A 19199-nucleotide genomic window follows, 5' to 3' on the forward strand; every position below is an offset into this window, starting at 1 on the left:
GTCAGGTGGCGTTCATAAGCACGTGCTACGCAGTAGGGATAAAAACAAGCGGGCGTATTATGCCCGCCCATAGCGTGGGATGCATCCAACCACGCCATTTTTTTTGATATTGGGTGGGTGTTGCGCTGAACGCCGTTCAAGCTTCGATGATCTCGAACGAGTGGGTAATTTCAACACCCCCTTTCACGAGCATAATCGACGCGCTGCAGTATTTTTCAGCGGAAAGCTCAACGGCACGCTGTACCTGCTTCTCTTTCAAGCTGCGCCCGGTCACCACAAAATGAACGTGGATTTTTGTGAACACGGAGGGCACGTCGTCGGCGCGCTCAGCCTCAAGCTCGGCTACGCAGTCGGTGACATCCGCCCGGGCTTTGTCGAGGATATTCAGGACATCGAACGCCGTGCAGCTACCCATACCCATCAGCAGCATTTCCATGGGGCGTGGGCCTGTGTCTCGGCCGCCATGGTTAGGCGGGCCGTCGACCACAACGCTGTGCCCGCTGCCTGATTCCGCGACAAACTGGCGACCATCTGTCCATTTTACCCGTGCTTTCACGTTGCTCTCCTCATCTTGGCGACGAAAGGTAAGTCGCGCAGCATAACATTTCTATCGGCTAGCGCACTGCCTCATCGCTCCCTAAGCTGCATCAGGTGGTGCTCAAGGGCCGTTAAACGTTCTGGAGTGCCGACATCCACCCAATGGCCTGCAAAGTGCTCGCCGCTTACTCGGTTATCTGCCATCGCTTGCTTGAGCAGCGGCGCTAGGGCAAATGCCCCCGGTGGCTCGTTTACCAGCAGCGCAGGGTGCAATAGGCTAATACCTGCGAAGGTTAAACGTGGCAAGCCGTGAGACGTAACGCGGCCGTGGTCTAGGGCAAAGTCGCCAGTCCGGTGGTGGTCAGGGTTATTCACCAATACCAAGTGGGCGAGGTCGTCTTTTTTTAGTGCGGTGTCAGTAGGCAGGTAGTCGCACCAGACGTCGCCATTAATGAGCATAAAAGGCGCGTCACCAAGCAGTGGCAACGCCTTTTGTATACCACCACCGGTTTCTAATGGGGTGGTTTCATGACTCCAGTGGATGCGCAGCTGATACGCTGACCCATCGCCCAGCGCTGCCATTATTTGTTCACTGCGGTAGCTCACGTTGATGACTACCTCGGTGATGCCTGCGCGTTTTAAGCGCTCCAAGTGATGGACAATTAGCGGTTTTCCCGCCACAGGTAGTAACGGTTTAGGGCAGTGATCGGTTAACGGGCGCATCCGTTTACCTAGCCCGGCGGCGAGAATCATCGCTTTCATAGGGGGCTTTCCGCGAGGCGTTGAAAAATCGCGGGGCGAAGCGTTGTGCTTATCCATCGGCTTACGTCGTCATGCTGCTCAAGTGCCGCTAAGCTATCCTCTAGGTGGTCTAAAAAGTGGGGCAGACGGGCTAAGTAACCCTGTTTGTGGTCACGCAGCGTTAGCCGGCAGAAAATCCCAAGCACTTTTAATGAGCGCTGAGCGGCCATGGCGTGGCACCGGGTTAGAAATGTCGCCTCACTGGTTTGGGAGGAAAGCCGCCCATCTTGACGCGCCTGTGCGTAAAAACGCAGTGCGAAGTGGTTAAACTGTCCGTTAGAAAAGCGGCAGTAACGCCCTCGTAGTAGCGAGATAACGTCGTAGCTGATTGGGCCGGCGACGGCGTCTTGAAAGTCGATCATATAGAGCTGCTGATTTAGCACCATAATATTCATCGCATCAAAGTCGCGGTGTACGCTCACCACGGGCTGATCAAGCGCCTGTTCGATTAATGCGCTACGCAGGGCTTTCCAGCTGTCGGGCGTTGGCAAGCCAAGCCACTTATCCAAGCACCACGTGGGAAAGAGGTCGAGTTCGCGCCCGAGTAGCGCCGCATCATAGGCAGGCAGTGCCTGTGGATTGGCACGATTTTGCAGCTGGGCAATTAAATCGAGCGCTTGGTGGTGGCTTTTTTGCGTACTCTGCTCATCGGTGAAAACGTCTTGTAACGGCTGGTTGCCCAAGTCATCTAGCAGTAAAAAGCCGCTGTCTAGGTTGGCTGCGTGAATCGTAGGTACGGGCAGCCCTGCGGCATGCCAACGTTGGCCTATGGCCACAAAAGGCGCAGAATCTTCTTGGGCGGGGGGCGCATCCATCACAATTTGGGTGCTGTTGTCGGGTAACGTTAGCCGAAAATAGCGCCGGAAACTGGCGTCGCCACCGGCGGGTTCAACCATAATATCGGCCACGTTAAGGCCATTTTGTGTCGCGGCCCACTGAGTGAGGGCGTCGATCCTGGAAGAGGACATGCAAGCTCCTTGCTGGTCGGGCATCATGCGGCCTGTATAATACCGATTCTGGATGCCAAGGATAACGAACATGGGCAAGCGATTTTCGCGCACCGCTCCGGTCGCGCACACGCTGTTGGGCAGTTTGCTCGCGGGCGCCTCCTTTTCAGCGGTGGCCCAAGGCCAACCGCTGCCCGCTGAGGCACTCGATTGGCAGCCGTATGGGCAGGATGAGGCGTCACAACACGTGTGTCGTGGGCGTTATGTAATGCCTGGTTACCGTCTGCCGGCGGAGCAGAACCCCGAAACGCTCTCGGTTGAAACCCAAGAGGTGGACTACGCCGCAGACGGTGAAGCGCTGCTGCGGGGCGATGTGGTATTGCGGCGAGGCAATACCGAGCTGACGGCGGAACAGGTTTATTTGCCTGCTGACCGCCAGCAGGTCGAGGTTCAGGGTGATTTAGCCCTGCGCGATGGTCAAGCGCTGCTGCGAGGCGACCACGCTACGCTGATGCTTAACGAAGATCGTGCTTCGTTAAGCAATAGCCATTATGTCCTCTATGAACAGCATCTGCGCGGGCAGGCCAGCCAGCTTGAGCAAACCGGCGAAGAGCAGTATCGCTTACGTAACGCCACCTTTACTTCCTGTGATCCGGGGGCCAATAGCTGGCAGTTAGTGGGCAGCGATATCAAGCTAGACCGGGCCGAGGGGTTTGGCACCGCCCGTCATGCGCGCTTAGAAGTCAAAGATGTGCCGATATTTTATTGGCCGTGGCTACGCTTTCCCATTGATGATCGACGCCATACCGGTTTGCTTTCACCTTCCGTGGGCTTTTCGAGTGAAGGGTTGGACTATACCCAGCCGTTTTACTGGAATATCGCGCCCAACCACGACGCGACTATCACCCCGCGCTGGATGTCGGATCATGGTTTACTGCTTAACGGTGAGTACCGCTATTTGCTTGCGCAAAGCCAGGGTATCGTCGAGGGTGGCTTTTTAAGTAACGACGGGGGAAGCAGCACGGGCAATAACCGCTTTGAGGGTGAAGATCGCTGGTATATCGATACGTATCATGCCGGGCGAGTTAATGAGCGCAGTGGTTACAACTTACGCTATGGCGCCGCCAGCGATGGCCGCTACTTTGATGACTTTGGTGGCGAATTTGGCAATAGCGAACGAGTGAGCATGGAGCGGCTGGCTCAGGTCGATTATCGCGGCGAGCGCTGGCAGCTGGATGCCCGCGCCCAGGGCTTCCAGCGTTTAGAAGATCCACTGAGCGATACTGATAAACCCTTTTACCGACTGCCTAGCGTAACGGCGAATGCCGACTGGCAGTTTGGCAACGGGTTCTATAGCCAGTGGCGCTCTAACGCCACCTATTTTTGGCGTGATGTAGACGAGCGGCAAGTGCCTGAGCGTGAGGCGGCTATTGGTACGCGTCTGCACCTTGCCCCTACGTTTGGCTGGCGAGCCGAGCAGTCGTGGGGGTATATCGAACCGCGTACCGAGCTATGGCAAACCGCCTACGCTCTTGATTACGGTCAGCGTGTCACTAACCGCGAGACATCGCCGAGCCGCAGTATTGTGATTACCTCCATCGATAGCGGCTTGGTCTTCGATCGAGAGCTTGAGCTGGGCGGGCGCGATTACCGCCAAACGCTGGAGCCACGCGTGAACTATGCCTACGTGCCGCGCACTAGCCAAACGCAACTGCCCGATTTTGACAGCCGAGAGCGGGTCTTTTCTTGGGATCAGCTATGGTCGCCGCGTCGCTTTTCGGGTACCGACCGGGTCGGTGATCTAAACCGCGTCTCTGTGGGGGTGCAGTCGCGCTTGCTTGAAGACAGTACCGGGCGTGATCGACTGTCCTTCGGGGTGGGCCAGAGCCTGTATTTTTCTGAGCGTCGCATCGATAGCGAAGGAGACCCCGACACGCTGCCAGCGCGGCCAGAAGACGACCCTAGCGTTAACCCCCAGCGCCGTTATCAGGCCACGCGAGACCGTTCACCGCTGGTGACTCGGTTGGATTGGCAGATTAATGATCGCTGGAGCACCGGCTATGAATGGCTTTTTGATGACCACCGTGAGCAGACCGAGCGCTCAAGCGTAGACCTACGCTATCGCCATCCAGAAGGGCATGTGGTGAACCTTGGCTACCGTTGGGAGATCGAAGGGTTCGATCCCGGTGTTGTTCCTGGGGATGATGGCTTTCGCAACTACAACCGCGAAGAGTGGGATCTCTCATTTGCCTGGAAAGCCAGCCCTCGGATAGATTTGATAGGCCGTTACCTCCACGATCAAACCAATGACCGTTCACTGGAAAAGTTAGCGGGGCTGCAGTGGAACGACTGCTGCTATGGTGTGCAATTGGTGTGGCGTGAGTGGGTGGACGATAACGACACCGCCCGAGTGAATGATGATTTCAACGACCGCGGGCTGTTTTTACGCTTTGTGTTCCGTGGCTTGGGAGGCGTTGGACAGGATGCCGACAGCTACTTTGAGCGGGCGATCCCTGGCTATCGCCCAACACCCCTTTAACGACCTCCTTACTTTGCGAGTGAAAGAGACTTTATATGACGATCAGAAACACCCTGCTAACTAGTGTCGTTACAAAACGGGCAAAACAGCTCTCTGTGGGTAGCATGATGGCACTCTGCCTTGGCGCCAGCGCAGCGCTGGTGCCAATCACCCTGCATGCGCAGAATTTTGAGTCCACGCAGCGTCAAATGCTGGATAGCGTGGTGGCTGTCGTGAACGAAGGCGTGATTATGCGCAGCGAGCTTGATGACCGTATTAATCAAGTGGAGCAGCAGGCAGAAGCGCAAGGCGGTAACTTGCCGCCCCGTTCTCAGCTGGCGCAGCAGGTGCTTGAGCGCATGGTCATGGATGAAATTCAGCTGCAGATGGCGCGTCAAGCTAATTTGAGCATTGATGATACCGAGCTCAATCGCCAGCTGCGCACGATTGCAGAATCTAACGGCATGTCGCTGGATGAGTTTGCTGATGCCGTGGAAGCCGATGGCATGAGTTTGGCGGAGGTGCGTGACGATATTCGTCGTGAAATGCTGATGCGCCAAGTTCAGCAGCGGCGTATCAGCCAGCGCGTTTCCGTCAGCGAACGCGACGTCGAGCGTTTTCTAGATCAGCAGGGCGTGCAGCAAGGTCAGTCTTTTATCGAAGAGACGCGCGCCCGCCATTTATTGATCGAGCTGACGCCAACGCGTGATGAAAACCAAGCACGCGCCAGGGCCGAGCAAGCGCGTCAACGTTTGCAGCAAGGCGTCGATTTTGCAGCGGTCGCCCGAGAGTTTAGCGACGACCGAGGCAGTGCCATGAACGGCGGTGAGCTGGGCTGGGTGCGCCCAGGCCAAACAGTGCCCGCGTTCGAAGAGGCGATGGGCTCACTGGGCCCCAACCAACTCTCTGAGCCAGTTCGCTCACAGTTTGGCTACCACATTATTGAGGTGCTGGAGCGTCGCCGTCAGGATGTCACCGAGGAGAGCCGCCGCGAGCAAGTGCGCCAAGCGATTTTTCAACGCCGAGCAAATGAAGAGCTTCAGGCCTGGCAGCGTGAAATTCGTGAACAGGCCTTTGTGGATATCCGTCTTTAATGCTGGGTCAAACAGGCCCTGGCCAACCAAGCTTGCCACTGCTAATCACCACCGGCGAGCCAGCAGGCATTGGCCCTGAGTTAACCCTAATGCTCGCGGCACAGGGGCGGTTGCCCAAAGGCACGCTGGCCGTGGGCGACCCCGACATGCTGCGCCAACGGGCAGCTCTGCTAGCACTCGAGGTTGAGGTTGTTGAGGCTTACCCTGGCCAGGGCGTTGCTTCATCAGCGGGACGCTTAGCTGTGCTACCCGTTGGGCTGCAAGTGCCTGCAACTCCGGGGGTGTTAAACCCTGCCAATGCACGCTATGTGCTGAGTACCCTGCAGGCCGCCGTGGATGCCTGCCAGCAAGGCCAAGCAGCGGCGATGGTCACCGCGCCGCTGCATAAAGGGGTGATTATTGAAGGGGGCTTTGAACGCTTCACAGGCCACACCGAATGGCTGCGGGATGCCTGCGGTGTGGATGAAGTGGTGATGCTATTAGCGACCGATGCCGCTCTGCATGCTAAGGCCGAGAGCTGGCAAGGCAGTGGCGACCTGCGGGTGGCGCTGGTGACTACGCACCTGCCGCTGCGCGACGTGGCAGATGCGATTACCTATGAACGGGTGTTAGGTATTAGCCGCCTGCTAGCGCAAGATCTCAAGCGCCAGTTTGGGATTGCTGCCCCGCGTATCGCAGTGTGTGGGTTAAACCCGCATGCTGGTGAAGATGGTCACCTAGGCCGCGAAGAGCTGGAAATCATTACGCCCGCGCTTGATGCGCTGCGCGCAGAAGGCTTGGACATACAGGGGCCGCTTCCTGCTGATACGCTGTTTACGCCAAGGCACTTAGCGGGCGTAGACGCGGTATTGGCGATGTATCATGACCAGGGGCTTGCAGTGCTAAAATATGCAGGCTTTGGGCAGGCCGCTAATATCACTCTTGGGCTGCCGCTGGTACGCACCTCAGTTGACCATGGCACGGCGCTGGATCTCGCCGGGCGTGGCGTTGCCGACCCCAGTAGCCTTGCGGTTGCGCTAACGCTGGCGCGACGTCTTGCTGACCAGCGCCAGTTGGCGACTTAATAACGTTAGCCATACCGCTTGCGTGTTCACCCAACTATCCGCCCAGCCCCATTACATCCGCTTCACGAACTATCACTTCCAAGGATCACTGTTAGATGTCTCACGTGCCCCAGCAGCACCGCGCTCGTAAACGCTTTGGTCAGAACTTTCTTCGCGATCTTGGCATTATCTCGCGTATCGTCCGCTCAATTGGGCCTCGCGAAGGCGATCGTCTCGTTGAAATTGGCCCTGGCCAAGGGGCGCTTACCGCCCCGTTGCTGGAGGCGACTGGCAAGCTTGAAGTCATTGAGTTAGATCGCGACCTGATTCCCGGCCTGCGGGTTCAGTTCTTTAACTACCCCGACTTTGTGATTCACGAAGGCGACGCGCTGAAGTTTGATTTTGCCGCCCTTAAAGGGGATGGCCCTGCGCTGCGCGTGGTAGGCAACCTGCCCTATAACATCTCCACCCCTCTCATTGTGCACCTGCTGACCATGGGCACTGCCATTGCCGATATGCACTTTATGCTGCAAAAAGAGGTTGTGGAGCGCTTGGCGGCGGAGCCGGGTAGCACTGACTGGGGTCGCCTATCAGTGATGGCTCAATATTACTGTCACGTGGATCAGCTGTTTATCGTGCCCCCAGAGGCCTTCGTTCCCCGCCCAAAAGTGGACTCAGCTATTGTCAGGCTGACACCTCACGACCGTTTGCCTCACGTAGCCGATGACCCGGCGCTGCTGTTCGAGCTGGTCAAGCTTGCCTTTGGTCAGCGGCGTAAAACGCTGCGCAATAATTTGAAAGGCCGCGTAAGTGCCGCGACCTTAGAGGCGCTGGGGATTGATCCTGCTCGACGCCCGCAAACGTTGAGCGTGGCGGAGTATGTTGCTATCGCCAACCAAGTGGCGGTTGATGAAGCAAAAAACCTAGGGGAGAGTGACACGTGAGTGACCTAGCCATTGAGGTCAGCGTAGCTCCCGAGTACCGTTTGGACGAGTCAAGCGATGCCGAATCGCGCTATGTCTTCAGCTATACCGTCACGGTACATAACCAAAGCCCTCACAGTGTGCAACTAATGGCGCGCTACTGGAAAATTACCCAAGGCAGTGGCGATAGCCAGGAAGTGCGTGGGAAAGGCGTGGTCGGGCAGCAGCCGTTGATTGGTCCAGGTCAGCGTTTTCGGTACACCAGCCGGGCTATTCTGCAAACGCCAGTGGGGGTCATGGAAGGTGCCTACACAATGCTCAACACCTATACCCAGCGCGCGTTTGACGTGCCTGTCGCGCCTTTTCGGCTAGCGGTGCCGCGCCAGCTTCATTGATTATCTGCTAGAGGGTGACGCCTATGAGCACGTATGTGATTGGCGATCTACACGGCTGCCATGCTGAATTTGTCAGCCTGCTTGAGCAGCTGAACTTTAATCCGGCCAAGGATGCGCTCTGGCTGGTAGGTGATGTCATCAACCGAGGGCCCGGCTCGCTTGCTTGTCTACGCGAGGCAAAAGCGCTGGGCAGTAGGTGCGTGCTGGGTAACCACGATTTCCATCTGTTGGTGGTGGCCCGCGGGGGCGGCACGCTAAAAAAACACGATACCCTGAACGATATTCTCACCGCGCCAGACCGCGAAGGGCTGCTGGATTGGCTGCAAAGCCAGCCTCTGGCTATCCAGGACAGTAATACGCTGATGACACATGCCGGCGTTTTACCCACCTGGAGCGCCCAGCAAACGCTATCGCTAAGCCAAGAGGTGCAGGCAGCGCTGACGGGGGAGCGCTCTGGGGAATTCCTAACCCAGCTGTTTGGTAACCAGCCGGACCGCTTTGATAACGCATTAGAGGGCGTTGACCGCCTGCGCTGCATCGTCAATGTGTTAACGCGCATGCGCTTTATTGATGACCAGGGGCGGCTGGACTTTGCTGCAAAAGAGGGGCTGGATAGTGCCCCAGTAGGGTTTTATCCCTGGTTTCAGTACCCAAGAGGCGACGCGCTGCAGCTGCTATTTGGGCATTGGGCGGCGTTAGAAGGCCGAACGCCGAGTTCAAAGGTTAACGCTAGCGCCATCGATACGGGGTGTGTTTGGGGTGGTTCACTGACCGCGCTCAACCTCGATACTGGCGAGCGAACCAGTGTGCCCAGCCAGCAACCGGGAGGCCGTTAACGTGTTTAAGGAAGACCCCAGATTAAAAGGGCTTGAGGTGTATCGGGTAGGAGGGGCTGTACGCGATGAGCTGCTGGGCTGGCCGGTTTATGATAACGACTGGGTGGTGGTCGGCGCGACGCCAGACATGATGCGTAAGCGGGGTTTCAAGCCCGTCGGTCGTGACTTTCCCGTATTCCTGCACCCAGAGACCTCGGAGGAGTATGCGTTAGCTCGCACCGAGCGCAAGTCAGGGCATGGCTATGGCGGTTTTGAGGTGCACGCGAGTCCCGATGTTACTTTGGAAGAGGATTTGCTGCGTCGAGACTTAACCATCAATGCCATTGCTCAGCGAGCCGACGGGGAGCTCACCGACCCGTTTCATGGCCAGCAAGATATTCAACATCGTTTGCTACGCCATGTGTCGCCAGCATTTAGCGAAGACCCGTTGCGGGTGCTGCGTACCGCTCGCTTTCTGGCGCGCTATGCCAATCTGGGGTTCACCATCGCCGCTGAAACACTCGATTTAATGCAGCAAGTGAGCCGTAGCGGTGAACTTGAACACTTGGCAGCAGAGCGGGTGTGGGTTGAAACCGAAAAAGCACTGGCTGAACCAAGCCCCGATATCTATTTCACAACGCTGCAACGCTGCGGCGCATTGACCGTGTGGTGGCCAGAGCTACATGACCACCTGTCGGCAGGCTTAACGCGACTGGCGCAAGCGCCAGAGCCGGCGCTTGCGCCCTTGGCCTATTGGCGCTACGCACTGCTTGTCTCGGTGCTGGATGACGCACAACGCGATGCCATCGCTCAGCGGCTTCGCTTGCCTAACGCCGTGGCCCAACTTGCTCGCCACGCGGCGCTTAGTCTTAACCTGATGGCGGCACCGCTAACGGATGAGCGCGTGCTGCACTGGTTGGAGCGTTTAGATGGGTGGCGAAAGCCCGAGCAGGTTGAGGCGCAGCTACAGCTGATTCGTCAGTTTAATAGCGAACACGAGGCGCCGCTGCTTCGCGCTTGGAAGAGCGCCAGGGCGGTTAATCCCCAGGCGCTGGTAAGCGAAGGCTTGCGTGGCGGCGCGCTGGGTGAGGCGCTGCGTGCTAGGCGGCAGGAGGCGGTCGCCGAGGCCCTTGTTTAACCTAGCAGTTACCTTGCCTGGGCGGTTTGGGGCTGAGGGTCTGCCTGAGAAACCCAGCGGCCGCGCCAGTAAAAATCCACGGCCCAAAGGCGCTGTTTGCCCATCTTAAAACGCTGCCACAGGGTGGCGTAGGGCGTTGAACAGCTTGGATGGCGCTGTGTAGGAAGCAGCTCGGCTAGCGGCTGCAGTACAAACGCGTTTTGAGTGATTTCAGCGCGGGGCAGGGGGATGCCGTCTACTATGCCGCTGGCATCGCCCACCGTAAGCAGGTCAATATCCAGCGCTCTGGGGCTACACTTGGTCATTTCGGGGGTGCGCCCATAGGCTATTTCAAGCTGTTTGGCCCACGCCTGTAGTTCACCCGCTGACCAGTCGCTATAAAAGGCAACCACGGCATTATAAAAATTACGGCTATCTTTAAAGCCTACCGGTTCGCTTTCAAAGATACGCGATATTTGTAAATGGCCGAACGTGTCCTCAAGGGCATCGAGACAAAGGCGGATATGTTTGTCGGGGTAAATATTGCTGCCTAAACTGACGGTCACCAAGCTCATGGATGCGTCGCCTCGATGGCCTCCGGTAATTTGCCGCGGGTAATTTCAAGCCCTACGCTGGAAGCTTGGGGGACAGCGCCGGGCTTGCGCAGTGTCAGCCGTAACCAGCTAATCGAAAACTCGCTGCGTAAACACGCCGCGAGGCGCTCAGCAAACGTTTCCACTAGTGCGAACTGGTGCTCATTTGCGAACTGCTGGATTCGTTGACAAATAGCGGCATAATCAAGCGTGAGGCGTAAGTCATCTGTGGCCGCTGCAGGTCGGATATCCGTGGCTAGCGATAAATCTAAGCTCAGCGATTGCGTTATCGTGCGCTCCCAGTCATAGACACCAATCACGGTCTCGACATTGAGTGCTTCGATCAAAATACGATCCACAGGCATTCCCCTCATGGCAACAAGCGGGCGATTGTACTTGAGGATGGCACCAAACGACAGTAAGGCAATAAACAAGGTGTCGGTGGAGGATTCCGTCACGCTAAACGTGAGCAGATCATGGTCTTGATAGTGCTAGGTTACCTAAGCGGTAGCTGGCTGGCGGCACTTAGCGTGTGTCGCCTAGCTGGCGTGGCAGATCCGCGGGTGAACGGTTCCTGTAACCCTGGATTTTCCAACGTGCTGCGCCTGTATGGCCCGCGTTTGGCGGCCGCGACGCTGTTATTGGATGCGCTAAAAGCGGTGCCCACTGTGTTGGCTGCTAAGTTGCTTGCGCTGCCGGTCTGGTTACAGGGGGCGGTAGGGTTGGCGGTGTTGCTGGGGCATAGCTACCCGCTGTGGCATAAATTTCGTGGCGGCAAAGCGGTGGCGAGCGCGTTTGGCGTGCTTTTGGTGCTCGTGCCCAGCGTTGCGCTGCTGAGCGCCCTGTGCTGGGCGCTACTCGCATGGCGGCTACGCACCGCTGCCGCAGCATCGGTGGTGAGTGCCGTGATTGCGCCCATAGCCTGTTTTTGGTTAGCCCCTAATTACGTCAGCGTGGTGGGCGGGTTCAGCCTATTGGTGTTGGCCCGCCACTGGTTAAATATTCGCCGCTTGCATCAAGGAGAAGAGCCTAATCTGCGTGGCTAAGAGAAGGTGGCGACAGCGTGTCGAGCGGCCAACGAGGCGTTGCTTGCATTATCCCGCTCTTATCGCACTCGCCCGCCGCTAATCGCTGAGCGCCCACATAAGCAATCATAGCGCCATTGTCGGTACAAAAACGGCCTCGCGGGTAGTAAGCCCGGGCATTGCGTTTTTCAGTTTCCAGCGCCAATCTTTCCCGCAGCCGGGTATTCGCGCTCACCCCGCCGGCCATCACGATGCGTTTTAGACCCGTTTGATCCAGCGCGCGGCGGCACTTAATGACCAGCGTATCCACCACGGCTTCTTCAAAGGCGCGTGCCACATCAGCTTTCGCCTGTGCATCTAGCTCGCCCGCTGCTTCTAGCTGGCGAATAGCGGTGAGGGTGTGAGTTTTTAACCCGGAAAAGCTGAAGTCCAGGCCAGGTCGGTCGGTCATGGGGCGGGGAAAGCGGAACCGTTTAGGGTCGCCCTGTTCGGCAAGTTTGGCCACCAGAGGGCCGCCTGGGTAGGCAAGGCCCAGCATTTTAGCGGCTTTATCAAACGCTTCGCCTGCGGCGTCGTCTACCGATTCGCCCAGTAGCTGGTAGCGGCCTAAGCCCTGTACTTCAACAAGCTGCGTATGCCCGCCAGAAACGAGCAGCGCTACAAAGGGGAACTCGGGCGCCTCATCTTCAAGCATGGGGGCGAGTAGATGACCTTCCATATGGTGAACGCCCAGCACGGGTATATCTAGCGCACGTGCCATGCCATGGGCAGTGCTGGCGCCCACCATAAGAGCACCTACTAGGCCAGGGCCTGCGGTATAGGCTATGCCATCCAAGTCTTGCCGAGTGAGCTTAGCGTCGCGCAGTACCTGCTCAATGAGCGGCAGCAGCTTGCGGGTATGGTCGCGGGAGGCAAGTTCTGGCACGACGCCACCATACTCAGCGTGCATGGCAATTTGGCTGTATAGCGCGTCGGCCAACAAACCGCTGCCGCCAGTTTGTGTGGCGTCGTAGATCGCGACGCCTGTTTCGTCGCAAGACGTTTCAATGCCTAATACGCGCATAACAAGGGCACCCGTTGAGATAGTCGTTGAAGTAATCGGAATAAGATCGTCGTAAAAAGCGTCAGTAATCGTTAAACGGCGTAGTCTAGCATTTGCAAAGATAGTCAACCACGACTAGACTACTGTGCGCTGTAAAACTGGGTCGCATACCGCATGTTGCAGTATGCGTACTATCCGAACTCAAGACTCCTTAAGGTAGGTGAGTGCTTAATGCCTTCTGTAAAAGTACGTGATAACGAGCCGTTTGACGTCGCCCTGCGTCGCTTCAAGCGTTCTTGCGAAAAAGCCGGTGTTCTCTCTGAAGTACGCCGTCGCGAGCACTACGAGAAGCCGACTGCTGAGCGTAAGCGCAAAGCGGCAGCTGCCGTAAAACGTCACGCTAAGAAGATCCAGCGTGAACAAAAGCGTTTCGAACGGCTCTATTGATCCGTACCTGGGGATAGCCAGCGCTGTTAGCCGGTTATCTCAAGAGGGATGCCAAGCGGCCGCCACTAGGTGGCCGTTTGTTTTTCATTGTTGGTCGTGTGTTTTGCGTTGTTTAAGGTGATCGGGCACGCTGCCTGATGACGTTAAACTCGCTTGTAAGCGCTTCGCGCGAGGATGCCCGCAGTTCATGGCAGGCCAGATCCCACAGCGTTTTATTGACGACTTGCTTGGCCGCGTCGATGTGGTTGAGGTCGTTGGCGAGCGCGTTCAGCTCAAGAAAGCGGGCCGAAACTACGCTGGCTTGTGCCCCTTTCACCAGGAAAAATCGCCATCGTTTACCGTCAGTGCAGATAAGCAGTTCTACCACTGTTTTGGCTGTGGCGCTCACGGTAATGCGCTGCGTTTTTTAATGGAGTACGACAAGCTGCCGTTTCCGGAGGCGGTTGAGCAGTTGGCCGGCAGGCTAGGTATCGAGGTGCCAAGAGAGGGCGCTGATGATCCGCGCGCCCAACAGCGTGAGAAAAAGCGCAAAGAGGGCGTCAACTTGCTTGAGGTGGCCGCCAGTTTCTATCGCGAGCGGCTAAAAATGCAGGAGGGGCAGAGCGCTCAACGCTATTTACAGTCACGCGGCTTGTCGCCTGAGGTCGTTAGCACTTACGGCATCGGCTATGCGCCGGGAGGCTGGGAAGCGTTAAAACAGCACCTGAATGCTAAAGGTATCAGCGAGCCAGTCCAGGTGGAGTATGGCCTGCTGATTCATCGCGAGGATACCGGGCGAACCTACGACCGCTTTCGCGACCGGGTGATGTTTCCGATTCGCGATCTGCGTGGCCGAACGATCGCCTTTGGTGGCCGGGTAATGGGCGATGAGCAGCCTAAGTACCTCAATTCGCCAGAAACGCCTGTTTTTCATAAAGGGCGCGAACTTTACGGCCTTTATGAAGCGCGACAAGCGTCCAGTAAGCTGGAACAGTTGGTGATTGTCGAGGGGTATATGGATGTAGTGGCCCTAGCCCAATACGACATCCATAATGCCGTCGCGACGCTAGGCACCGCCACCACAGAAGATCATCTTAGCCGCTTGTTTCGGTTGGTGAGTCGCGTGGTTTTCTGCTTTGACGGTGACCGCGCAGGTAGGCAGGCAGCTAGTCGGGCGCTGGAAACCGCGCTGCCGCAAATGATTGATGGTCGTGAAGCGAGGTTTTTGTTTTTGCCAGAAGGTGACGACCCTGATTCCTTGGTGCGCCGTGAAGGCACCCAGGCATTTCAGGATCGTGTGACCTGTGCCATGCCGCTTTCCGAGTTTCTCTTTGAACAAGCTGCCCAAGGGCGTGATCTCAATACAGTGGAAGGCCGTGAGCGGTTTGCGACTCACGTGCTTGAGGCGTTGAGCAAAATTCCCGAAGGCATGCTGAAGTCACTGCTGCTTGAAGCGCTTGCCAAGCGCAGTGGCCTGGCGCAGGCACAGCTTCAGGAGTTGCTTGCAAAGCGTGCTAGTGCCAAAGAGCGGAACGAGCAGGCGCATTGGGAGCCTGTGGAGGTGTCGTCAACAGCCCCCGTGCCTGTTGCTAGCCCAGGCCTCAGTGCTCGCTCTCGTCGTCACGGCGCGTCGCAGGTGCTCTCTACGGTGGGGCGGATTGTGCAATTGCTCCTGCATGAGCCAACGCTGGTAGCAGCGCTGCCGGATACATTGGATTGGTTGCCTGAGGATGAGGAAACACCGCTGTGTCGAGAGCTGATCGCGCTACTGCGTGCTGGCCGTTATCGAAGCCCTCAAGTGGTGTTAGCCCATTTTCAAGGGAGTCATGAGGGGCAGGTGTTAGCGGCGCTGGCAAAGCGTGAGCTGCTGATACCGAAAGCGGCGCGGGAAGCGGAACTTGAAGGGCTGATTGCGCATCTGTTGGATAGGCAGCGCAAGCGGTCGCCTCAGGAAGAGTATGAAGCGCTGATTAATCTAGAGCGTTCTGGTCAAAAGCTTGATCATGCTCAAAGGCAGCGTCTAGCAAGCTTGGTAATGGAGCTTGCCCAACGTCATTAGCGGTATTTGAGGTTGAGGGGGTTGAATTCCTCGTCTTTGATACCACATAAAGGTCAGTCGCCAAACACTGGCCTAACCGAATAACCTAACACACCTGAAAGATCGCGCAAATACGTTCTGCTGGAAAAAAACCAGCTATTTACGCTATACTAATCGGCTTGTTGAGTTTAAACGATTCAGCGCCCCCAGGTGTTTCATTCTTCTTCGTCGAGATAGGGTTTCTATGGCTGGAAATGCGCAGCAGCAGTCACGTCTGAAGGAGTTGATCGCGCGCGGCAAGGAACAGGGCTACCTGACCTATGCCGAGGTCAACGACCATCTACCCGAGGATATCGCCGACCCGGATCAAGTGGAAGACATCATTGGCATGATCAACGACATGGGTATAAGTGTCGCTGAAGAAGCGCCAGATGAAGACACTTTGATGATGTCGGATCACTCCGCGGACGAGTCCGCTGCGGAAGAGGCCGTTGCGGCCCTCGCCGCCGTGGAAAGCGACGTGGGTCGCACCACTGACCCCGTGCGCATGTACATGCGCGAAATGGGCACGGTTGAGCTTTTAACCCGTGAAGGCGAAATTGAAATCGCCAAGCGGATTGAAGAGGGTACCCGTGAAGTAATGTCAGCGCTGGCGTATTTGCCGGGCGCGGTTGCCTCTATCCTTCAAGCCTACGATGCCACTCAGGATGAAGAGGCTCCAGGGCGTTTATCAGACCTGTTCTCTGGCTTTATTGACCCGGATGAAGGGATTCCCGGCGTTGCCGAAGCAGAAGTGCCCGAGCCAGAAGTCACCGCTGAGTTGAGTGATGACGACGACATCGAGGGTGATGCCGACGACGAGGATGATGACTCCACCGCAAGCGAGGGTGGCCCTGACCCCGAGGAAGCGAAGGCGCGTTTTGAGCAGATCCGTGAGCAGAATGCCGCCGTTGAAGCAGCGCTTGCCAAGTATGGTCGTGGCAGTGCTGAACTCAAGGTTGAGCAGACTCGCTTAGCTGAGCTGTTTTCACCGATTAAGCTAGTGCCTAAGCACTTCGAGCGCTTGGTAGGTCAGGTGCGCATCAGCGTTGAGCAGGTGCGTGCGCAAGAAAAAGCGATCATGCAGCTCTGCGTTAAGAAAGCGAAGGTGCCGCGTAAGACATTTATTAAGTCTTTCCCAGGCAGCGAGTCTGACCGTAAATGGCTAGACGCTTTCCAGGAAGCACAGCCTAAATATGCCGATCGTCTAGAGCCGCTGCGTGCCGATATCGCTCGCTCACAGCGCAAGATCGCATTCGAAGAAGACATGGTGCAGCTCTCTGTGGCTGACCTTAAAGAGGTTAACCGCAAGCTATCCATTGGTGAGGCGAAAGCGCGCCGTGCCAAGAAAGAGATGGTTGAGGCGAACCTGCGCTTGGTTATCTCGATTGCTAAGAAGTACACCAACCGTGGCCTGCAGTTCTTGGATCTTATTCAGGAAGGCAACATCGGTTTGATGAAAGCGGTCGACAAGTTTGAATATCGTCGCGGTTACAAGTTCTCGACCTATGCGACGTGGTGGATTCGTCAGGCGATTACGCGTTCTATCGCGGATCAGGCGCGTACCATCCGTATTCCGGTACACATGATTGAGACGATTAACAAGCTCAATCGCGTATCTCGCCAGATGCTTCAGGAAATGGGCCGCGAGCCGACCCCTGAAGAGCTGGGTGAGCGCCTGGAAATGCCGGAAGACAAAGTACGCAAAGTCTTGAAAATTGCCAAAGAGCCGATCTCCATGGAGACGCCGATTGGTGATGATGACGATTCGCACTTGGGCGACTTTATTGAAGACGGTACGATGCTGCTACCGATTGATATGGCGACCGGCGAAGGCTTGATTGAAGCCACGCGTAACGTTCTGGGTGGCCTGACCGCCCGCGAAGCGAAAGTCCTGCGTATGCGCTTTGGTATCGATATGAATACCGATCACACGCTGGAAGAGGTGGGTAAACAGTTTGACGTTACCCGCGAGCGGATTCGTCAGATCGAAGCCAAAGCGCTGCGCAAGCTGCGCCACCCCAGCCGTTCAGAGCCGCTGCGTTCGTTCTTGGATGAGTGATGCGTGAGTAGTCAGTAAATAGCTGGTAGCAACAACTAGCTGCTAAGACCAAAAAGCCCGCTGTTCTCAGAACAGCGGGCTTTTTGTGTTATGCCGTTTAAGCGCTTATAGCGTGTAGTGTGTGGCAGACCCAGGGCCGACCGGCAAGCCGAAAACAAACACCCAGATAAAGAACAGCAGTGTCCAGCCAACCAGCATAAACAGCGTGTAAGGCAGCATGATAGCAACCAGGGTGCCTATACCCATGTCTTTACGGTAACGGGTTGCCACGGCAAGAATCAGCCCAAAGTAGCTCATCATCGGTGTGATCAGGTTGGTCACCGAATCGCCAATACGATAAGCCGCTTGAATGACTTCCGGCGCATAGCCCATCAGCATTAGCATGGGAACGAAGATGGGGGCCGTGACTGCCCACTGTGCTGACGCGCTGCCAAGCGACAAGTTAACGAAGGCACACATAATAATAAACAGCGCAAACAGGCCCGGACCACGTAACCCGAGTGATTGTAGCAAGTCGGCGCCAGCAACGGCGGTGACCGTGCCAAAATTGCTCCAGTTAAATAGCGCTACAAACTGAGCCGCAAAGAACACCAGAACAATATAAAGACCTAGGCTGCTCATGCTCTTTGCCATCGCGTCGACCACATCGCGATCGTTTTGCATGCTGCCGGCTAAGCGGCCATAGGTGAAGCCTAATACAGTAAAGGAGATGGCGACGATGACGACAATGCCACGTAAAAAAGGTGAGCCGCTAATTAAGCCGGTGTCAGGGTTGCGTAAAATGCCGTTCTCCGGAACGACCATAACGGCAACCAGTGCGATGAGCGCTAAGGTGGCTAACCCCGTCCCTTTCAGTGCACGCTTTTCGGTGCTGGTGAGGCCTTCCATGCGCTGCTGGTCGATATCGCTGTCCGCGTAGGCAGAGTCAAATTTGCCCAGCTTGGGTTCCACAATACGCTCGGTAACCAAGCCACCAATCAGCGTAACGAAAAACGTGCTGGCAAACATAAAAAACCAGTTGGCCTCAGCGCCCACCACATAGGCGGGGTCGAGAAGACGAGCAGCTTCTTGGGTAATGCCCGAGAGCAGAGGGTCGACAGTGCCGATCAAAAGGTTGGCACTGTAGCCACCGGAGACGCCGCAAAATGCTGCCGCTAAGCCCGCCAACGGGTGCCGCCCCAGTGAGTGAAAAATCATCGCCGCTAGTGGAATCAGTACCACGTAGCCAAGCTCAGCTGCCATGTTGGACATAATGCCCGCAAACACCACGGCGTAAGTCACGATGCGTGGTGAGCGGTTCAGCACCAGCGCCCGCATGCTGGCAGATAGCAGGCCAGAGTGTTCGGCAACGCCCACACCTAACATGGCGACCAGCACTGTGCCGAGAGGCGCGAAACTGGTGAAGTTCGTCACCATTTCGGTCACTAGGCGTCTCAGGCCCTCAGCGTTTAGCAGCGAATTAACAGCAATCCACTCCCCCTCATTTGCGGGGCGTGGGTCGGCCACCGAAACGCCTAATGCGCTAGCAATACCGCTGGCGATGACAACCGTTACACAGAGAATGGCAAACAGGGTGACGGGGTGGGGCAGTAGGTTGCCGAGCCATTCGACGCTATCGAGAAAGCGTGTAAAGGCCCCTCGTTTTAGGTTTTCTTCACGATTTTTTAGGTTTGTCATAGGGTTTATGTCGTTAGTGTGGGGTTTTTTAGTAAAAGTGCCCATAAGGCCTAGCGCGCGACACTACGTTGAAGCGAGGGATCGCGCAAATGGCTTTGCGTATAGCG

The 19199-nt window shown here is 56.5% G+C and carries 18 protein-coding genes; 11 read left to right on the forward strand and 7 right to left on the reverse strand.

The window, feature by feature from the left end; translation table 11 throughout:
* Positions 1 to 136: 136 nt before the first annotated feature.
* The 3 genes from LOS15_RS02065 to LOS15_RS02075 all read right to left on the reverse strand — a co-directional run bounded on the left by LOS15_RS02065 (position 137) and on the right by LOS15_RS02075 (position 2306).
* Positions 137 to 556, reverse strand: a complete 420-nt coding sequence (locus tag LOS15_RS02065; protein ID WP_263067779.1) for an OsmC family protein — start codon at positions 554 to 556, stop codon at positions 137 to 139.
* A gap of 71 nt (positions 557 to 627) precedes the next feature.
* Positions 628 to 1299: an N-acetylmuramate alpha-1-phosphate uridylyltransferase MurU gene (murU, locus tag LOS15_RS02070; protein WP_263067780.1), complete on the reverse strand. Its 672-nt coding sequence runs from the start codon at positions 1297 to 1299 to the stop codon at positions 628 to 630.
* Complete coding sequence (locus tag LOS15_RS02075) at positions 1296 to 2306, reverse strand: aminoglycoside phosphotransferase family protein (RefSeq protein WP_263067781.1); 1011 nt, start codon at positions 2304 to 2306, stop codon at positions 1296 to 1298. Before LOS15_RS02075 ends, murU begins: the two co-directional genes overlap by 4 nt.
* Before the next feature lie 70 nt (positions 2307 to 2376).
* Between LOS15_RS02075 and LOS15_RS02080 the strand changes: the two genes are divergently transcribed.
* The 7 genes from LOS15_RS02080 (at position 2377) to LOS15_RS02110 (ending at position 10211) form a co-directional block, all read left to right on the forward strand.
* A complete protein-coding gene (locus LOS15_RS02080) occupies positions 2377 to 4824 on the forward strand; it encodes an LPS-assembly protein LptD (protein ID WP_263067782.1) in 2448 nt (815 codons plus the stop codon).
* 35 nt (positions 4825 to 4859) lie between these two features.
* Positions 4860 to 5897 (forward strand): peptidylprolyl isomerase, encoded by a 1038-nt coding sequence (locus LOS15_RS02085; RefSeq protein WP_263067783.1) that lies wholly within the window; start codon positions 4860 to 4862, stop codon positions 5895 to 5897.
* Positions 5897 to 6961 (forward strand): 4-hydroxythreonine-4-phosphate dehydrogenase PdxA, encoded by a 1065-nt coding sequence (pdxA, locus tag LOS15_RS02090; protein WP_263067784.1) that lies wholly within the window; start codon positions 5897 to 5899, stop codon positions 6959 to 6961. Before LOS15_RS02085 ends, pdxA begins: the two co-directional genes overlap by 1 nt.
* 95 nt (positions 6962 to 7056) lie before the next feature.
* On the forward strand, positions 7057 to 7884 hold the full coding sequence (rsmA, locus tag LOS15_RS02095) for a 16S rRNA (adenine(1518)-N(6)/adenine(1519)-N(6))-dimethyltransferase RsmA (protein WP_263067785.1): 828 nt from the start codon (positions 7057 to 7059) through the stop codon (positions 7882 to 7884).
* Positions 7881 to 8258 (forward strand): Co2+/Mg2+ efflux protein ApaG, encoded by a 378-nt coding sequence (gene apaG, locus LOS15_RS02100; protein WP_263067786.1) that lies wholly within the window; start codon positions 7881 to 7883, stop codon positions 8256 to 8258. Before rsmA ends, apaG begins: the two co-directional genes overlap by 4 nt.
* A gap of 23 nt (positions 8259 to 8281) precedes the next feature.
* A complete protein-coding gene (locus tag LOS15_RS02105) occupies positions 8282 to 9094 on the forward strand; it encodes a symmetrical bis(5'-nucleosyl)-tetraphosphatase (protein WP_263067787.1) in 813 nt (270 codons plus the stop codon).
* A 1-nt stretch (position 9095) separates the two neighbouring features.
* Positions 9096 to 10211: a polynucleotide adenylyltransferase gene (locus tag LOS15_RS02110; RefSeq protein WP_263067788.1), complete on the forward strand. Its 1116-nt coding sequence runs from the start codon at positions 9096 to 9098 to the stop codon at positions 10209 to 10211.
* Positions 10212 to 10219: 8 nt separating this feature from the next.
* On the opposite strand, the gene folK is transcribed toward LOS15_RS02110, so the two are convergent.
* Together folK and folB are read right to left on the reverse strand one after the other, a co-directional pair.
* Positions 10220 to 10765: a 2-amino-4-hydroxy-6-hydroxymethyldihydropteridine diphosphokinase gene (gene folK / locus LOS15_RS02115; RefSeq protein ID WP_263067789.1), complete on the reverse strand. Its 546-nt coding sequence runs from the start codon at positions 10763 to 10765 to the stop codon at positions 10220 to 10222.
* Positions 10762 to 11142: a dihydroneopterin aldolase gene (folB, locus tag LOS15_RS02120; protein WP_263069595.1), complete on the reverse strand. Its 381-nt coding sequence runs from the start codon at positions 11140 to 11142 to the stop codon at positions 10762 to 10764. Before folB ends, folK begins: the two co-directional genes overlap by 4 nt.
* Positions 11143 to 11259: 117 nt before the next feature.
* Between folB and plsY the strand changes: the two genes are divergently transcribed.
* Positions 11260 to 11829 carry a glycerol-3-phosphate 1-O-acyltransferase PlsY gene (gene plsY, locus LOS15_RS02125; protein ID WP_263067790.1) on the forward strand — a complete coding sequence of 190 codons (570 nt, stop codon included), beginning with the start codon at positions 11260 to 11262 and terminating at the stop codon, positions 11827 to 11829.
* Here the strand turns inward: plsY and tsaD are convergent.
* Positions 11813 to 12871, reverse strand: coding sequence for a tRNA (adenosine(37)-N6)-threonylcarbamoyltransferase complex transferase subunit TsaD (gene tsaD / locus LOS15_RS02130; RefSeq protein ID WP_263067792.1), 1059 nt, complete (start codon positions 12869 to 12871; stop codon positions 11813 to 11815). The genes plsY and tsaD overlap by 17 nt on opposite strands.
* 210 nt (positions 12872 to 13081) lie before the next feature.
* On the opposite strand from tsaD, the gene rpsU reads away from it, so the two are divergent.
* The 3 genes from rpsU to rpoD all read left to right on the forward strand — a co-directional run bounded on the left by rpsU (position 13082) and on the right by rpoD (position 17415).
* Positions 13082 to 13297, forward strand: a complete 216-nt coding sequence (gene rpsU, locus LOS15_RS02135; protein ID WP_007113641.1) for a 30S ribosomal protein S21 — start codon at positions 13082 to 13084, stop codon at positions 13295 to 13297.
* A 187-nt stretch (positions 13298 to 13484) separates the two neighbouring features.
* A complete protein-coding gene (gene dnaG, locus LOS15_RS02140) occupies positions 13485 to 15335 on the forward strand; it encodes a DNA primase (protein ID WP_263067795.1) in 1851 nt (616 codons plus the stop codon).
* A 223-nt stretch (positions 15336 to 15558) separates the two neighbouring features.
* Positions 15559 to 17415, forward strand: coding sequence for an RNA polymerase sigma factor RpoD (rpoD, locus tag LOS15_RS02145; RefSeq protein ID WP_263067797.1), 1857 nt, complete (start codon positions 15559 to 15561; stop codon positions 17413 to 17415).
* 105 nt (positions 17416 to 17520) lie between these two features.
* Here rpoD and LOS15_RS02150 read toward each other — a convergent pair whose 3' ends face one another.
* Complete coding sequence (locus LOS15_RS02150; protein ID WP_263067798.1) at positions 17521 to 19092, reverse strand: AbgT family transporter; 1572 nt, start codon at positions 19090 to 19092, stop codon at positions 17521 to 17523.
* Positions 19093 to 19199: the final 107 nt, after the last annotated feature.

The sequence above is a fragment of the Halomonas sp. 7T genome, from assembly GCF_025643255.1.
Classification (GTDB): domain Bacteria; phylum Pseudomonadota; class Gammaproteobacteria; order Pseudomonadales; family Halomonadaceae; genus Vreelandella.

What these genes read in the sequence shown, in the direction of transcription:
- murU (WP_263067780.1), bottom strand. Translation starts at nt 1,299, where the DNA reads ATGAAAGCGATGATTCTCGCCGCCGGGCTAGGTAAACGGATGCGCCCG.
- LOS15_RS02075 (WP_263067781.1), bottom strand. Translation starts at nt 2,306, where the DNA reads ATGTCCTCTTCCAGGATCGACGCCCTCACTCAGTGGGCCGCGACACAA.
- LOS15_RS02080 (WP_263067782.1), top strand. Translation starts at nt 2,377, where the DNA reads ATGGGCAAGCGATTTTCGCGCACCGCTCCGGTCGCGCACACGCTGTTG.
- LOS15_RS02085 (WP_263067783.1), top strand. Translation starts at nt 4,860, where the DNA reads ATGACGATCAGAAACACCCTGCTAACTAGTGTCGTTACAAAACGGGCA.
- pdxA (WP_263067784.1), top strand. Translation starts at nt 5,897, where the DNA reads ATGCTGGGTCAAACAGGCCCTGGCCAACCAAGCTTGCCACTGCTAATC.
- rsmA (WP_263067785.1), top strand. Translation starts at nt 7,057, where the DNA reads ATGTCTCACGTGCCCCAGCAGCACCGCGCTCGTAAACGCTTTGGTCAG.
- LOS15_RS02105 (WP_263067787.1), top strand. Translation starts at nt 8,282, where the DNA reads ATGAGCACGTATGTGATTGGCGATCTACACGGCTGCCATGCTGAATTT.
- folK (WP_263067789.1), bottom strand. Translation starts at nt 10,765, where the DNA reads ATGAGCTTGGTGACCGTCAGTTTAGGCAGCAATATTTACCCCGACAAA.
- plsY (WP_263067790.1), top strand. Translation starts at nt 11,260, where the DNA reads ATGGTCTTGATAGTGCTAGGTTACCTAAGCGGTAGCTGGCTGGCGGCA.
- tsaD (WP_263067792.1), bottom strand. Translation starts at nt 12,871, where the DNA reads ATGCGCGTATTAGGCATTGAAACGTCTTGCGACGAAACAGGCGTCGCG.
- rpsU (WP_007113641.1), top strand. Translation starts at nt 13,082, where the DNA reads ATGCCTTCTGTAAAAGTACGTGATAACGAGCCGTTTGACGTCGCCCTG.
- dnaG (WP_263067795.1), top strand. Translation starts at nt 13,485, where the DNA reads ATGGCAGGCCAGATCCCACAGCGTTTTATTGACGACTTGCTTGGCCGC.
- rpoD (WP_263067797.1), top strand. Translation starts at nt 15,559, where the DNA reads ATGGCTGGAAATGCGCAGCAGCAGTCACGTCTGAAGGAGTTGATCGCG.
- LOS15_RS02150 (WP_263067798.1), bottom strand. Translation starts at nt 19,092, where the DNA reads ATGACAAACCTAAAAAATCGTGAAGAAAACCTAAAACGAGGGGCCTTT.